General features: G+C 38.9%; 15 protein-coding genes. 13 read left to right on the top strand and 2 right to left on the bottom strand.

Annotated elements, in window-relative coordinates:
- Positions 1-59 precede the first annotated feature (59 nt).
- A complete protein-coding gene (locus GSM42_RS05405; protein WP_160800541.1) occupies positions 60-1,076 on the bottom strand; it encodes a hypothetical protein in 1,017 nt (338 codons plus the stop codon).
- 299 nt (positions 1,077-1,375) lie between these two features.
- Between GSM42_RS05405 and GSM42_RS05400 the strand changes: the two genes are divergently transcribed.
- The 3 genes from GSM42_RS05400 (at position 1,376) to GSM42_RS05390 (ending at position 4,170) form a co-directional block, all read left to right on the top strand.
- On the top strand, positions 1,376-1,786 hold the full coding sequence (locus tag GSM42_RS05400) for a cupin domain-containing protein (RefSeq protein WP_160800540.1): 411 nt from the start codon (positions 1,376-1,378) through the stop codon (positions 1,784-1,786).
- Between the two features lie 323 nt (positions 1,787-2,109).
- A complete protein-coding gene (locus GSM42_RS05395) occupies positions 2,110-3,330 on the top strand; it encodes a Tm-1-like ATP-binding domain-containing protein (RefSeq protein WP_160800539.1) in 1,221 nt (406 codons plus the stop codon).
- 3 nt (positions 3,331-3,333) lie between these two features.
- Complete coding sequence (locus GSM42_RS05390) at positions 3,334-4,170, top strand: phosphoenolpyruvate hydrolase family protein (RefSeq protein ID WP_160800538.1); 837 nt, start codon at positions 3,334-3,336, stop codon at positions 4,168-4,170.
- Between the two features lie 318 nt (positions 4,171-4,488).
- On the opposite strand, the gene GSM42_RS05385 is transcribed toward GSM42_RS05390, so the two are convergent.
- Complete coding sequence (locus GSM42_RS05385) at positions 4,489-4,758, bottom strand: hypothetical protein (RefSeq protein WP_202404798.1); 270 nt, start codon at positions 4,756-4,758, stop codon at positions 4,489-4,491.
- Between the two features lie 425 nt (positions 4,759-5,183).
- On the opposite strand from GSM42_RS05385, the gene GSM42_RS05380 reads away from it, so the two are divergent.
- From GSM42_RS05380 to GSM42_RS05335, 10 genes are all read left to right on the top strand, one after another.
- Entirely contained in the window at positions 5,184-5,693 is a 510-nt protein-coding gene (locus tag GSM42_RS05380) for a hypothetical protein (RefSeq protein WP_160800537.1), read from the top strand.
- A 328-nt stretch (positions 5,694-6,021) separates the two neighbouring features.
- The gene (locus GSM42_RS05375; protein ID WP_160800536.1) at positions 6,022-7,548 is read left to right on the top strand and encodes a YifB family Mg chelatase-like AAA ATPase; all 1,527 of its coding nucleotides are present in this window, start codon (positions 6,022-6,024) and stop codon (positions 7,546-7,548) included.
- A 249-nt stretch (positions 7,549-7,797) separates the two neighbouring features.
- On the top strand, positions 7,798-8,016 hold the full coding sequence (locus GSM42_RS05370) for a hypothetical protein (RefSeq protein ID WP_160800535.1): 219 nt from the start codon (positions 7,798-7,800) through the stop codon (positions 8,014-8,016).
- Positions 8,017-8,239: 223 nt separating this feature from the next.
- Positions 8,240-8,533: an NUDIX hydrolase gene (locus GSM42_RS05365; RefSeq protein ID WP_160800534.1), complete on the top strand. Its 294-nt coding sequence runs from the start codon at positions 8,240-8,242 to the stop codon at positions 8,531-8,533.
- 400 nt (positions 8,534-8,933) lie between these two features.
- Positions 8,934-9,272, top strand: coding sequence for a GNAT family N-acetyltransferase (locus GSM42_RS21315; RefSeq protein WP_160800795.1), 339 nt, complete (start codon positions 8,934-8,936; stop codon positions 9,270-9,272).
- Positions 9,273-9,535: 263 nt separating this feature from the next.
- On the top strand, positions 9,536-9,886 hold the full coding sequence (locus tag GSM42_RS05355; protein ID WP_160800533.1) for a hypothetical protein: 351 nt from the start codon (positions 9,536-9,538) through the stop codon (positions 9,884-9,886).
- 1,377 nt (positions 9,887-11,263) lie between these two features.
- Positions 11,264-11,476 (top strand): hypothetical protein, encoded by a 213-nt coding sequence (locus GSM42_RS05350; protein WP_160800532.1) that lies wholly within the window; start codon positions 11,264-11,266, stop codon positions 11,474-11,476.
- 609 nt (positions 11,477-12,085) lie between these two features.
- Positions 12,086-12,409, top strand: coding sequence for an NIPSNAP family protein (locus tag GSM42_RS05345; protein WP_160800531.1), 324 nt, complete (start codon positions 12,086-12,088; stop codon positions 12,407-12,409).
- A 560-nt stretch (positions 12,410-12,969) separates the two neighbouring features.
- Positions 12,970-13,401: a helix-turn-helix domain-containing protein gene (locus tag GSM42_RS05340; RefSeq protein ID WP_160800530.1), complete on the top strand. Its 432-nt coding sequence runs from the start codon at positions 12,970-12,972 to the stop codon at positions 13,399-13,401.
- Positions 13,401-14,642 (top strand): PBSX family phage terminase large subunit, encoded by a 1,242-nt coding sequence (locus tag GSM42_RS05335; RefSeq protein WP_160800794.1) that lies wholly within the window; start codon positions 13,401-13,403, stop codon positions 14,640-14,642. Before GSM42_RS05340 ends, GSM42_RS05335 begins: the two co-directional genes overlap by 1 nt.
- Positions 14,643-14,713: the final 71 nt, after the last annotated feature.

Below are 14,713 nucleotides of genomic sequence, written 5' to 3'. Positions count from 1 at the left end.
GGGTTTAAAATGTGTTGGGCTGCTGGTCGGAATTTTTTCCGATCAGCAGCCCTTTGCTGTCAGGTCGTCAAGGAGAACGCCTCCAGCATCTTCTTGGGGAGGTCCAGCTTCGTCCACCAGCTCGTGGTGTCGTCCTCGACGTTCACGAGACCGTTGCTCTTCACTCGCAGCTGGTTGTTCTCGTCGAGCCGGAGACGGAACTTCCAGAAGATCCGGTTCTCCTTGTAGCGGAAGACCTCCCACTTGGAGGTGTCGGAGTTCTTCCTGATCCTCCAGGACATCTTCCCGTCCACCTTCATCCGGTAGTTGTAGAGGATGTCCTGCTCGTCGACTTCGAAGAGCTCCTCCACCTCTCCCTGCTCGATGTACCAGCGGTAGAGCTTGCCGGTGTCGCAGCTGTAGTGGTAGAACTCCGTCTTGCTCGACGACGAGATCATCTGCATGACGATGATCTCACCGTTGTACGTGATGACCTCGTCCTTCGAGTCGATGATCTCCTCGGAGTTACCGTCGGAGCGGGTGTGCCGCCAGTACATACGCTGCTGCCACTCGTTGTCGGTGTCCTCGATCTTGACCTTCGGACCCTCGAACTTCTGGATCGTGTGCTGGAACCCGTCCTCGATCCACTCCCACTTGAAGCAGCGGATGTCTTCGGTGATCTGTCGCCCGTAGGAACGCTTCCCGTAACCCCACCTGCTCTTGACGTAGTACGGCGGGTACACGTCCTTCTGGTGGAAGATCACCTCCCCCATGATGGGTTCGGTCCACTCCAGCTGGATGTCGAACTCGTCGGTGGTCCGCAGCTTGCACTTGTGCTGACCGACCTGCCACTCGTCGATGATCGTGAAGCGGTTCGTGGTCTTGTTGAGCTTGGTGATCGACCTGTTCATGGTCGTCCGCGACACCTGGATGCTGGTCTTGGGGCAGACACCGTCGGTGTGCGTCACCTGCCACTTGTGCGTGGCGAAGTCGCTCTTCGACGTGTTCGAGTAGGGCTTCTGGGTCTCCCTCCACTGGATGGAGTCGACCTCCGGCAGGAGGGGCATCGTGGGCAAGGAGTTGATGGTGGCGAGCATGCTGCTCTCCTTTGATTCGCCTGACAATCTGTATTTATAGTTTACCCATTTTCAAATGTTTTCGCAATTGGCAGTTATCGGAATGAAAGTCGAAGAAGAAGTAGTTGACAACAAATGGATAGATTAAGCTAATGGAAGAATAATGGGAAGAATAAAGGAAACTCCTTTTTCTTGTTTTAGCGAAGAACAACTGTGAATATCATGCAGGATCGTATCTAAACAATGGAGAATATATGATTAATAATGAATAAAAATCATATCATTATAAAAATTGCTACTATGATGAAAGGGAGATACAGATGAAAAATATTAAACCCAGTGATGTTCCAACACATTCATTTGACTGGGGAGTAATCAAATGGTTTGTGACACCGAATCAAAACAAAGATGCTAACCTTACTTTCGGTGAAGTGATTTTACTTCCAGGTCAAGGCCATGAGCGTCATGTTCATCCGGAAGCGGAAGAAGTTCTTTATGTATTATCTGGTGAAGGCAAACAAATGATTGATGATCAACAATCTTTCACCATTAAAGCAGGAGATGTCATTTATATTCCAAAAGCTATCTATCACTCCACTTATAATAGTAGCTGGGAACCTCTCCGGTTATTGGCATTTTATAATCCTGGTGGATCTGAACAAGCATTGACTCAATTACCTGATTTTAAAGAAATAGAAGCTGGAAAAGTTCAAACGTTTATCCGTGAATAAAAGTAAGAAACGAAAAATGAAACACCCTTCTATAGAACGGCTCATAACCAAGTATTCATACTAACAAAGTTGATAGAGCTATAAGCCCTATGGAGCACAATTGTTTTCCAATATGAGATGTCGTCCTTTATGACTTGCCAAATATGGCAAGTTTTCTTTGTTTTGCGGCTTTCTCTAGTATATTAATTTTTCTTTCTCCTCTGTATATGAAAAAAATGGTTAAAATAATATAATAATTATAAATGAGTATTATTTTAGAATACTCCATCATACTATCTTTCGTATTTTTTTCATTTCATTTAATTTAGAAGAGGAGAGAACACATGACTAAAACAATAGCTATTATTGGAGCAATGGATACGAAAGGCAGTGATTATGCCTTTATCAAGAGAGAGATTGAACATCGAGGCTATCGGACACTCATCATTAATACAGGAATACTTGGAGAACCAACATTGGAAGTTGATGTTACAGCTAATCAAGTAGCCAATGACGGTGGAACTACCATAAAGGAACTTCGGCGTAAAAAAGACAAATCGTTTGCCATGCATGTGATGACCAAGGGAATTGCTGTCACAATGAAGAGGTTATTTGAAAAAGGCCAAATTGATGCTGGTTTTTCGATGGGAGGTACAAACGGAACTATTATTGGTTCAGCTGGATTAAGAGCGCTTCCAATTGGAGTACCAAAAGTTATGGTTAGCACTGTAGCTGCTGGAGATACACAGCCGTATGTTGGATTTAGTGATGTGGTAATGTTTCCTTCGATTTTAGATGTATCTGGATTAAATCGGGTCAGCGCACAGATCTATGCAAATGCAGTTGGCGCAATTATTGGTATGGTGCAAACGGGTGTTCCGAGAATTGAGAGCAAACCGATAATTACGGCTTCAATGTTTGGCAATACAACAACACTTGTTAACTATTGTAAAAACAAGTTAGAGAATAAAGGTTATGAAGTTATGGTTTTTCATGCTACCGGTACTGGTGGAAAAACGATGGAGTCTCTTATTGAAAAGGGATTCATAAGAGGTGTGTTGGAAGTAACTCCCACAGAGTTGGCAGATTATTTAGTTGGAGGAGTTTTAAATGCAGGTCCAACCCGTTTAGATGCTGCTGCAAAAAAAGGCATTCCACAAGTTGTAGCTCCTGGATGTTTAGATATGGTTAATTTTTGGGGAATAAATACGGTTCCAGATCGTTTTAAAAATCGCCAACTTTATGAATGGAATTCCAATGTGACATTGATGCGTACTACGCCAGATGAGAATCAGAGATTAGGTTCTCTATTAGCAAGGAAATTAAATCAAGCGACAGGTCCCGTTGCAATTTTCCTGCCACTGCAAGGTATTTCTGAATTAGATTCTCCCGGAGGTATGTTTTGGGATCCAGCAGCAAATGATGCTCTTTTTCAAACGATAAAAGATAAAGTTCGCAATAATATACCAGTTTACGAGATAGATTGTAATATCAATGACCAAGAGTTTTCTGATCAAGTAAGTGAGAAATTACTTGAACTCTTAGAAGATGAAATGAGGGACTAAAAAATGCCATTTATTTCACGAAAAGAATCTTTAAACAAACTTCATGCCACGGTGCAACAGGAAAAAGCGATTATTGGGTGTGGAGCTGGAGCGGGTATCTCTGCAAAGTTTGCTGAGCGTGGAGGTGCTGATCTAATTATCATATATAACTCTGGACGCTATCGGATGGCAGGACGTGGATCACTTGCAGGACTACTTCCATATGGAGATGCGAATAAAATTGTGACAGAAATGGCAAGTGAAGTTTTACCGATTGTACAATCTACTCCCGTTTTAGCCGGTGTTTGTGGAACTGACCCTTTTCGACAAATGCCCGTTTTTTTACGGCAATTAAAAGAAATGGGGTTTGATGGAGTGCAAAATTTTCCAACTGTTGGTTTGATCGATGGTGTCTTTCGACAAAATTTAGAGGAAACTGGGATGGGATTTGACTTAGAAGTAGAGATGATCCGTCAGGCTCATGAATTAGACATGCTTACATGTCCATATGTTTTTGATGAGGAACAAGCGGTAAAGATGACGGAAGCGGGAGCAGATGTTTTGGTAGCTCATATGGGATTGACTACCAAAGGATCAATAGGAGCGGAAACTGCATTAACACTAGAAAAATCAGCAGAACGAATTCAAGCGATTCACGACGCAGCAACGGAGATAAACCCGTCTATCTTGATTTTGTGTCATGGAGGGCCAATAGCAGAACCATCTGATGTTGCGGAAATCTTACATTTAACAAATGGAATCGCGGGCTTCTTTGGTGCTTCTAGTATTGAACGATTAGCAACTGAAGTAGCTATCCAATCTCAAGTAGAGAAATTTAAAGAACTACCGAGAGGGATGTAGAGTGAAGAAAAACCACTTCTGAAATTTAATCAGAAGTGGTTTTTCTTGGAAAGACCAAATGGCACAAAGAGGATAGGAGTTGTTTTGACATCGATATGTGAATAACTTCACAAGAGGAGTGCGATTTTAACATGAAACATGGTGTAGATACTATGTATGTTGATATTTTGGAAATTCCATTTGAAATAGAGAGACAATAACGAGGTCTTGTAGTTTTTTTGATCGAAATTTCAAATATGTAAAATAAATCTATTGATTTATATCTGATTATTTAGAAAGGGTCATTTGACATAATAAAGTGGTTGATTGTACAAAAAGCTACAAACTAGTATTTGCTTTGCTTAAAAGTTCCTTATTATATTTGTCAACCGCCATGACTCCCCAGACTGCACAAATAATATGAGTGATAATTAACCCAAACCCTAAAGTGAAAATCGCTACAAAAACTTCAATTGCCAGCATAATGAAAAAACCAGAAATAGTTGTGTACAATAATCCAAAAGAGCCAAATAAAAGGGTAAGTATGAGGGAAATTCCTCTATTTTTAGCTGCAATGGTAATTACCACTTTATTGCCATTTTCTATCACGTGTATAATCCTCCTCTAATTTAAGCAATATACAAAATAATAACATAAATATAACAAAAATGTATTATCTTTTTATTCTTACATTGATGTTTATTTTCTTTTTTTACATCTTGTCTATCAATCTATGGAGTGGATTGATAAATTGGATTGTTGAAAAATATCTTCGTTTTTTACAAAAGTGTTGGATGAAGTCCACAGCACTTATTTATTATATCGATAAGATATTGAAACTAGTAATTATGTGCTTATCTTTGTATAGAGAAAAAAGATAACAAAAATAAACTTTCTCAGCACAAATAAAAATTTATAGAAACTATTTACAAAAGCAAGAATTAATCAAATAATAAATGGTAATAGGATGGTAATCATGTGAAGTACGATTTTATTTGGGGATACATAGCTGATAAAGAAGAAGGGGTAGTGCGATGGAACAAATTGCAGAAATAGCAAATGTTTATCATGACTTTTTGATGGATGCCAACAACGAAGACGAAAAAGCGGTTTCAGCGATTGAATTACTCTACTCTGAAGTTGACCAAACCAAAATTAGAACGGAATTGTTACATCTTAGGCAGTTTGCACTTCACTATATTCTGTTCAAAAGGATTGAAGATCAGTCCATTGCGGAACTTATTTTTCAGGAGGTACATACTCAAACGTTTAAAAATGTGTGGAGATGGGACATAGACAGTAAAAACAGAAGCATTCTAGTAGCTAAGGAATACACAAATCATACCAATTCATCTAATTATAACTCTGAAGAAGAAAAATTGGAAGCAATTGGACAATTATTTAGTGAGAGGTTACTGGATAAACATTCAGAACCCATTATTCAGTTAGGAAAAAGAGTCTCTATGAGAAATTTAGCCTTTGTCAATACCACCTTAGATTTCGCGAAGGAAAATGGCATGTCTTTTATATCTTATTTCTTTTAAGGTACATCCTTATAGGTATCATGCAACAAACAAAAAGGACTTATTGAATCATATAAAAAAAGTAATGAAACTAAAAACCGCTTTACTAGTAAATAGCATGATTAGTGGGGGATCTTATTGTTTACCCCCTAAGCCTCTTATAGCCTTAGAACAATTAAAAGTACATAAAATATAATTTAAATGATTGGAGATAACAGAACGTGTCTGGGATAACTATTTTTTTGTTATCCCTTGTTTATTTTATCTCTCAAGTTCAAAAACCAAAAAGGAAATACGATCATGTGTGTGGAACAAAGTATACAGAAAATGTGTTCGGGTGGTGCTGCAGGTGTATGCCAAATTAATGAGTGCAAGTGTGCTGGGCGTAGATGGCTTTTTGGTAGAAGTAGAAGTAGATATTAGCAATGGTCTGCCGATGTTCGATATCGTTGGATTGCCAGATTCAGCAGTGAGGGAAGCAAAAGAGCGAGTGAGAGTGGCTATTCGCAATAGCGGGGCAAACTTTCCACTCCAACGAATCACAACGAATCTAGCACCAGCAGACATAAAAAAAGAGGGATCAATTTTTGATCTAGCAATAGCCCTAGGTGTGATGATGGCTAGTGGGCAAGCTGAGATAAAAGAGTTTAGTCAATATTTAATCGTGGGAGAGTTGGCATTAGATGGGTCACTCCGTCCTTTGTCTGGAGTGTTACCAATGGTAATGGCAGCAAAGGAGAGAGGTCTAAAAAAAGTGTTACTCCCATTGAAGAATGCAACAGAAGCAGAATTGGTAAGTGGAATGGAAGTTATCCCCGTAGAAACTTTGCAGCAGGCAATGCTCTATTTTAAAGGAGAATGGGAGCCAATGCCTATACATACGGAGGACACACTAGATTCGCTAGTTCCTTTGCTAGATTTAGCAGATGTCCAAGGACAAACTCATGTCAAAAGAGCAATGGAAGTAGCAGCCGCTGGATCTCACAATTTGCTGCTGATCGGTCCTCCTGGTTCAGGGAAAACGATGCTAGCAAGGAGAATCTCAACCATATTACCAAATATGGATACACAAGAATCATTAGAAGTAACAAAGATCTGTAGTATTGCAGGACTTATTCAAGATAGAGGAAAATTGATAGCAGAACGTCCATTTCGTTCTCCGCATCATACGATTTCTCAAGCAGGATTAGTAGGTGGAGGAGCTATTCCCAAACCTGGGGAAGTGAGTCTAGCACATCGAGGGGTCTTGTTTTTAGATGAATTACCCGAATTTTCGAAGTCCTCCTTAGAAGTACTGCGCCAACCATTGGAAGATCGGGAAGTCACTTTGGGAAGAGCTCGTGCCGTTCTTACATTTCCGGCAGAGTTTGTTCTAGTAGGTTCGATGAATCCATGTCCATGTGGATATTTCGGATACGATCAAGATCGCCCTTGTACATGCAATGCCCAACAAGTACAACGCTATCGAGCGAAAATATCTGGTCCACTCCTCGACCGAATCGACCTGCATGTAGAAGTTCCAAGAGTAGACTTCGGCACGTTATCAAACAAAACAACCAATGAATCTTCTGAGATCGTTCGTCAACGAGTAAACCAAGCTAGAAAGATTCAAAATGAACGCTTTTCCAAATCTGTTACACTATGCAACAGTACGATGACTCCATCTGAGATAAGGAAATATTGCGAACTGGATCCCTCATCTTTAGAGCTATTGCGCCAATCTTTTGATGCATTAGGATTAAGCGCAAGAGCCCATGATCGAATTTTAAAAGTGGCTCGAACAATAGCAGATTTAGCAGGAAAGGTGAATATCGAGGTTGCTCACATTGCCGAAGCGATCCAATACCGGACTCTAGATCGAAAGTTTTGGGAGTGAAATAAAAGGATGTCGGCTGGTCGCTCACTTATACATATAACTTCACTAATATAAATGAGTTGAAAATTTCACTTGTGGTAAACCGTGGGGCTGACATGGAAGTGTTATAGGAGACGTTGGATGAGAAACTTTGTATTCCTCTAGTTTTGGATGACTCATACAAGTAGTAAAGAAACGAGCAACAAAAGGAGGATACCTAATAGTTACTCCTAAAAGCTCATGGAATTCGGGCGAACGTGGAGCAACTTCTTGGAAGATTCCAGTGATTTCTTAAAGAGAAGTTATGGAGAAGTGTTTTTACTTATCTTAGATCCGGATTGGATCACATCAAACTTTTCTATTGTTACTTTTTTAGAAGATGAAGAAGACAGAAAAGATTTTCATTATGAAATTCGTAACTCCATAAGAAAACAAAATCAAATTAGAAAATCTTTACCCTCTGAACTCATGCCACGTTTGAAGATATAGACATATAGTACTATACTATATTCCCTTATATCATTACTGGATTTGATAAGGGAGAAACAAGCAAGCTAGTGGTGGAAATTACAGATTATATTCCGAAAAAAATAGACCACGATTTACCCTATACAAAATTAAAGGCGAACATACATTGTTTGAACAAGTAAAAATGAAGTTCTATTCCCTTTGGGATAATGAATCTATCAGCAAGGATATATAACCATGAGCAATGATGTTTATTTCACCTATCAATGGAAGTATAAAAAAGAAGATTTTAAATATTATCCTCGTTGGGCAGCCGATCTCTTTAGAAGATGTCCATATACCCGATCAACCGCAATTGATTTGCCATCATTGTCAATTCATTTTTTACTTAGATCCAAAGCTTGCAGTAGTAGCGTTTTTATTAAATAAAGAAAAGAATAAAGTAAAAGTATTGCTGCTTCAACAAAACGAAGATTCAGGAAAAGGACTGTGGGCATTTCAAGGAGGTCACGTAGAGCCCGGGCATGTGAAACCATAAAAAATGAAGTAAAAGAAGAAACGGGACTTTTGATAGAGGTAAAGGAAATTATTTCTCTTCTGCAAAAGATGGACTGATACAATTGACATACGAAGCAATTGCAGATAGAGAAGATGTGATGGTTAACATGGAAAACAAAGAGGGAACTTTTTTGATTTTGCTCATACTCCTTGGGATACACTTGCGTTTCCTTCGACAAGAAATGTATTTCTTTCTTATATAAATAGGAGTAATTAAACTTTTTTGTAACCAAAATGATCGGAGACTACAATGAAAAAACTAATCTTAGAATTAGATAAAATGGATAATTCAATCAGTTACAAATCAAATTATAAAGATGTTTCTTTTTTCAGTTATCGGATGTACCTCATAATCAAGAAAACCAATTTAAACCCTATGAATTAGTAAAAAGGAAGGCGTTCTGGGAGACCCAGGACAAGATGGTGAATTCGAATTCTTTGATAAATTAATAGACAAAATATATTACCGTTGCTACAGGGACCACAGGGATAGTCAATTTATTGCTGCGGTAGATAATAACTGGATTGGTCTTAGTAGTATTACTTTGGATAGAGATAAAAAACTTGCGGACTGTGAGCTTACAGTAGTGAAAGAAGAGTTTAGAGGAAATGGGATAGCCTCTACGTTAAAAGAAAAGACAATAGATTATGCGAAAGAACAAGGTATAAAAAAATGGTTACTGGTGTTCATGAGGAGAATCATCCAATGCTTACAGTAAACCAAAGATTTGGATTCCATGAAAAAATGAATAGTGATTTCTTTTGGGATGGATAGAAATGAGGCTATCCTTTCCGATACCGAAAGCCGAAACGTTTCGTTAGATCGATACCAACGAGAGTGGGGGAGAGGGGGGAACTTGTTTTTTTATTTTATAAATTTCATTTCTCGAAACGTATCTAGGAGATTGGATTGACTACTACAAAAAAAGAGAATAAGCTTTTCTTGTAAATGTTATCTTCCCGCTTCGAACAGGAGTTGGCAATGGAGCTGAAGTATGTAATCCGGACTACTGTGGTGATTTTTCCGGGTGATAAGGAAACCCCAGAGCTCAAGAAGTACATGACGTTTTGTGTTGTCGATCCCATTGGACAGGACCATTTTGAGTGTTTCAAGCTGATTCTCTTCGAGGAGTGTGATGGCAGAATCGTGAGGGAGGAGTTCCCAAACGTGTTCCCGAAAGTCAGCTATTGTGGTGAAATGCGCAATTTGACTTTCAACACCTCACTCGGTCCGATCAGCACAAATCCTGCTTCTTGGGGTAGTAATCCATTGGAGACACTTGATCCTAACGATTACGAAATCGTGGATGGAAATCTCGTCGATAAGCCCTGAGTCTCTGTACTGTCAGCTGATCTTCTCTTGAATATTAGTGGGTCCCCCCTGTACATGATTTGTGCAGGGGGACTGCTTTAATCTCTTATCAACACTTCTTACTTCATTCTCTTAGTTCGATGTCTATTAGGAAAGAAGTTAACTTGTTTTCTAATTCTGTTTTAAATGTGCTTGAGAGTTGGGGTGTATACCTCTTTTGTATTTTTTCTCTGGAAAAGTTTTATCTAAGGCTACATCCTTATGTCGATCTCATGATGTAGCCTCTGGGATATCATATCGCAATACTTTATTTTTAGCCTTCTTCGTTCGATCTTCAAGCTCTTTATCAAATTTATCCTAAGTTTCTTTCCTCCTTGTTTTGCCTTCTCAATTTGATGCTTTGGCAGCTCCCAGTTGATGATCCAATCATGAATCGCATCATCTATTTGTATTTCTGCTGGAACGAGGGTACGGGGAGAATGGGATGATTACTTCTAAACAGCTCTCGCAGCTTTTTCCAAAAGCTCTTCTCTTCATCTTCTTCCTCTTCTATCTCATATATGGTGATATATTTCTTTCGAGATATTCGACCTGAGAAAATCACCGTCTCCACAGAAACAATTGCAAGATAGTTTCCGTAATCCGTTTAATAATTGATGAAGAGAAAGTTACTCAGGGAACAAAACTATTTGCTGTGGTGGGAATCAAGTATTTTTGAAGATGTAAAAAGCCTAAACATGAATTTTTCATCTTGGTTAAATCAATTTATTATTGCACAAGGAATGAAATTTTGGGATTGTTCCTAACGTCATATAATTTTTTTCATCAAATCGCTAAGAAACGAACTTAGAACGAACTAACAGGTTGATTTATCCATGATATGATGTTATCAAGAAATTTTATTTTACACATACAAACTCCGACGAGCGGAAGACAAAAACAGTCACACTCACTTCCAGTGAAAATGAGGTCTGCACAGCTCGTGGGGGTTTTCTATTTGAGAAGCACGGTCATATGATCGTTTTTTTCTTCAAAGAATAAGGCACTTTATAGAGGTTTTTATATCTTATATACCATGACATTACCACATATAAAAACAACGATCAGAACGGCGTATATTAGATATTTTACATACAGGTGGATGATCGAATGGTTCCAATTCTCAGAAAAGGCGACACTATTCAAACAAAAGATGGTTATTGTGGAGTTATATTCTACGTTAATCGTAGGATTAAGCACTATCAGGTGATATGTAGGGATGATTATCATGAGCTGGTGAGGTTTGAGGATGTGCAAGAGAAAGAAAGTTGTAGAAATATCCTCTGTATATAAAGGGTTATTTTATTTGCCATTAGAATATTAAGGTGATGATAAATATTCTGGTGGGGGGTTATTACAGTGGATAAAATGACAAAGGATATATTAGTTGTATTGTTAGATTTAGTTGAAGAGGTATATCAGAAAGAAAAACAGTTCGAAGAATTTCTTAATGTTGATAATATTCAATTGATACATGATTTTGAAGTAGAGGATAAAATACTTTCAATTTTAGGGGTTCCTGAAGATACAACAGTAGAACTTGGAATGGACGATCCAAATTATTTTCTGTAGAGATTATTATTCTGAGACTTTTTATGCTTTGCGTGATGGAAATTGTGATAAAGAAAAGATCATAGAGGAAATTTGGGAGAATACAAAAAGCTTTCGCTCATAACAAAGAACAAACCGCCAATTGATGGTGGTTGTTTTTATGATTATGGTCCAGTGACAGGGTTGCTACCATAGACCGCAAAGTAATTATGTTTCATTCCATTTGCTATCTAAATCAATAAGTTATGTTTACTTATTGATTTAGATGCCTGATTTTATTCATGAAGTAAACATAACTGCTATTATGTTTCGAAAGTACACGGCTCATAAGACGTTATTTGTGGAGCAAAAGGAAGACGTTGATGGAGAAACTAAAAGAGAGCAAACTCTGCCCTCTTTTTTCAAATCTATATATAATAAAAATTTAATTTACTCCCCCTGAGTATTGTTTTACAATACTCAGGAATGGTCACCAATAAAGGTGACCATAGCGAGGGAACCACTCAGCGATTACTGCTCCACAGCTCGACCCATCGAACACTGACAATAGGATCGAAGATTATGGTTAAATAGTACTGAGAGTAGGCAACGATCAACGAAAAAACTCTACGATTTACAGAAAGCGAGGGAATGGGCATGCTTTACGAGTTGCGCATTTATACCATGCATGAGGGGAGAATGGAAGCGATTCTGCAACGTTTCAGCCAGCATACACTTAGTATTTTCGAGCGGTTGGAAATGAAGGTGTACGATTTCTGGATCGATCAGACGGGCCTTCCGAAGTTATATTACGTGATGGAATATAAGGATATGGAGGAACGGCAACGGCTGTGGGGTGCGTTTATACAAGACCCGGAATGGATCGAGGTGCAACGCACATCCGAGGAAAGCGGGCCCATATTGGAGAAGATTGAAGAAATATTTATGAATCGGGCCGATTTTTTTATACGATAGAGCGTTTGGCACTTGTCCCTCAACGGGATAGTACAGGAACGGAGCTTACAGCCTAGCCGGCGGACTCCGTTTTTGATTTAGGGAGTCATCTCAGCCGTTATTGCTACTGCCACACATGAGGCGATTATTACTATCGTATCCGTTAGTTTAACTTTTTCCGCCGGATAGGGGTAGAACCACATGCCCATCAAGTTATCAAATCGGAAAACGTGCGTGGGATTGGAAAAAGGTTATCAATTATCAATATGATGAGGTCTTTGTGACTGGAGTAAAAAAAGGAGAGCCGGGTGTATTAATTGGTTTTCCAGAGGGCACACCAGCAGGATTGATTGAGTTTCCTTTCCCTCCGAAAGAAAAAAAGCATTGTGAGGTCTGATCCATCTCCTAAAAACAAAAGAAGACGACAAAGTGATTTATCTTGATCCGAAATAGAAGTGAAATCCATAGGAATGACTAAGAATGGATACTTACGAATTCCGAGTTTCCATAAATATTGTATTTAACCACCTAACTCAGGTGGTATTTTTTATATCTCATATGTTGGGGGTGGGTGATATGTAATGGCTAAAGGCAAATATCACGATTGGCTAACAGAAGATGGCTTGTTAAGAATTCGTGGCTGGGCTAGAGATGGTCTTACAGATGAACAAATAGCTTATAACATGGGAATTAGACGAGAAACTTTATACGATTGGAAAAAACGTTTTCCTAACATTTCTAAAGCCTTAAAAGAGAGCAAGGAAATTGCTGATCGTAACGTAGAAAACGCCTTATATAAACGAGCGTTAGGTTACAAATATTACGAACAAACCGTTACTAATAAAGGTGAAGTTGTTGACGTGGAAAAGTATGAACATCCCAATACAACAGCAATTATATACTGGTTGAAGAACAGAAAACGCAAAACATGGAAAGATAAACAAGAGATTGAGCATAGTGGTGATACTGGTTTGAACATCCAGATCGACTATGGAGATGAAGATGATGATTAATAAAAGTTCCGTTCAATTGTCATTTCAAGGATGCCAATCAGACGAAAAAACGATACAGAGCACTGAAAGGTTCTGCTGGTTCGGGAAAATCGGTAAATGTCGCACAAAATTTCATCATTAAATTGTCTGATCCAAAATACAAAGGAGCTAATCTTCTTGTAGTGCGTAAAGCAGATGTGACCAACAAACATAGCACATACGCCGAATTAACATCAGCCATATATAGAATCTTTGGTGCTGATTGGGAGAAGTATTGGAGCATCAAACAAACTCCAATGGAGCTCAAATGTAAACTTACCAATAATGGCGTTATTTTTCGTGGGATGAAGGATGAAAAGGAACGCGAGAAAGTAAAGTCAATCAATTTCCAACATGGTAAATTGACTTGGGTGTGGGTCGAGGAGGCAACAGAACTCCAAGAGGCTGATATTGATATCTTGGACGACCGTTTGCGTGGTCAGCTTTCCAACAAGAATCTGTATTATCAAATGACGTTTACCTTTAACCCTGTCAGTACATTCCATTGGATCAAGAAGAAATATTTTGATGCACCCAATGAGGATATGTTCACCCATCATTCCACGTACTTAGAAAATCGTTTTATAGATGACGCTTATCATCGCCGAATGATGTTGAGAAAAGAACAAGATCCTGATGGTTACCAAGTGTATGGGCTTGAAAACTGGGGAGAATTAGGCGGTTTGATTCTCTCTAACTACATTGTCCAAGACTTTGATACCAGTTATGAACGGTTTGATTCTATGGCCCATGCTCAAGACTTCGGATTCAATCATAACAATGCAATACTCACTGTAGGCTTTAAAGATGGGGAGCTTTTTGTATGCAATGAAATCTATGTAAACGAGATGGATACAAATGAAATCATTCAATTAGCTGATCGGCAGGGATTAGATAAGCGACTTACTATGTATTGTGATTCCGCTGAACCGGATCGTATTCGCATGTGGCAGAAAGCTGGTTACAACGCAGTTCCTGTTCATAAGAATCCTGGTAGCGTAAAAGCTCAAATTGATATCTTGAAAAAGATGCGGATCTATATTCATCCTTCTTGTGTCAACACTATTAAAGAGATCCAGCAGTGGAAATGGAAGAAAAACACACAGACAAACGAATATATTGATGAGCCTATAGAGGTATTTGATGAAGCGATGGCGGCGTTAAGATATTCCATAGAGCCATTCAGGGGATTAGAAGCAGAGCCACGGCTAAGATTTTTATAGCAAAGGTTTCGCAGAAATACGTGGTTACTAAGGCACTTAGCTGAAAAAAGCCTGATTGGAAGACATTCAAA

The organism is Shimazuella alba, assembly GCF_009831235.1.
Lineage (GTDB): Bacteria > Bacillota > Bacilli > Thermoactinomycetales > Thermoactinomycetaceae > Shimazuella > Shimazuella alba.
This window is presented reverse-complemented; position numbering and strand designations above follow the sequence as displayed.

Excerpts from the sequence above, each read along its gene's own strand:
- GSM42_RS05405 (WP_160800541.1), bottom strand. The coding sequence starts at position 1,076 with ATGCTCGCCACCATCAACTCCTTGCCCACGATGCCCCTCCTGCCGGAG.
- GSM42_RS05400 (WP_160800540.1), top strand. The coding sequence starts at position 1,376 with ATGAAAAATATTAAACCCAGTGATGTTCCAACACATTCATTTGACTGG.
- GSM42_RS05395 (WP_160800539.1), top strand. The coding sequence starts at position 2,110 with ATGACTAAAACAATAGCTATTATTGGAGCAATGGATACGAAAGGCAGT.
- GSM42_RS05390 (WP_160800538.1), top strand. The coding sequence starts at position 3,334 with ATGCCATTTATTTCACGAAAAGAATCTTTAAACAAACTTCATGCCACG.
- GSM42_RS05380 (WP_160800537.1), top strand. The coding sequence starts at position 5,184 with ATGGAACAAATTGCAGAAATAGCAAATGTTTATCATGACTTTTTGATG.
- GSM42_RS05365 (WP_160800534.1), top strand. The coding sequence starts at position 8,240 with ATGATGTTTATTTCACCTATCAATGGAAGTATAAAAAAGAAGATTTTA.
- GSM42_RS05355 (WP_160800533.1), top strand. The coding sequence starts at position 9,536 with ATGGAGCTGAAGTATGTAATCCGGACTACTGTGGTGATTTTTCCGGGT.
- GSM42_RS05345 (WP_160800531.1), top strand. The coding sequence starts at position 12,086 with ATGGGCATGCTTTACGAGTTGCGCATTTATACCATGCATGAGGGGAGA.
- GSM42_RS05340 (WP_160800530.1), top strand. The coding sequence starts at position 12,970 with ATGGCTAAAGGCAAATATCACGATTGGCTAACAGAAGATGGCTTGTTA.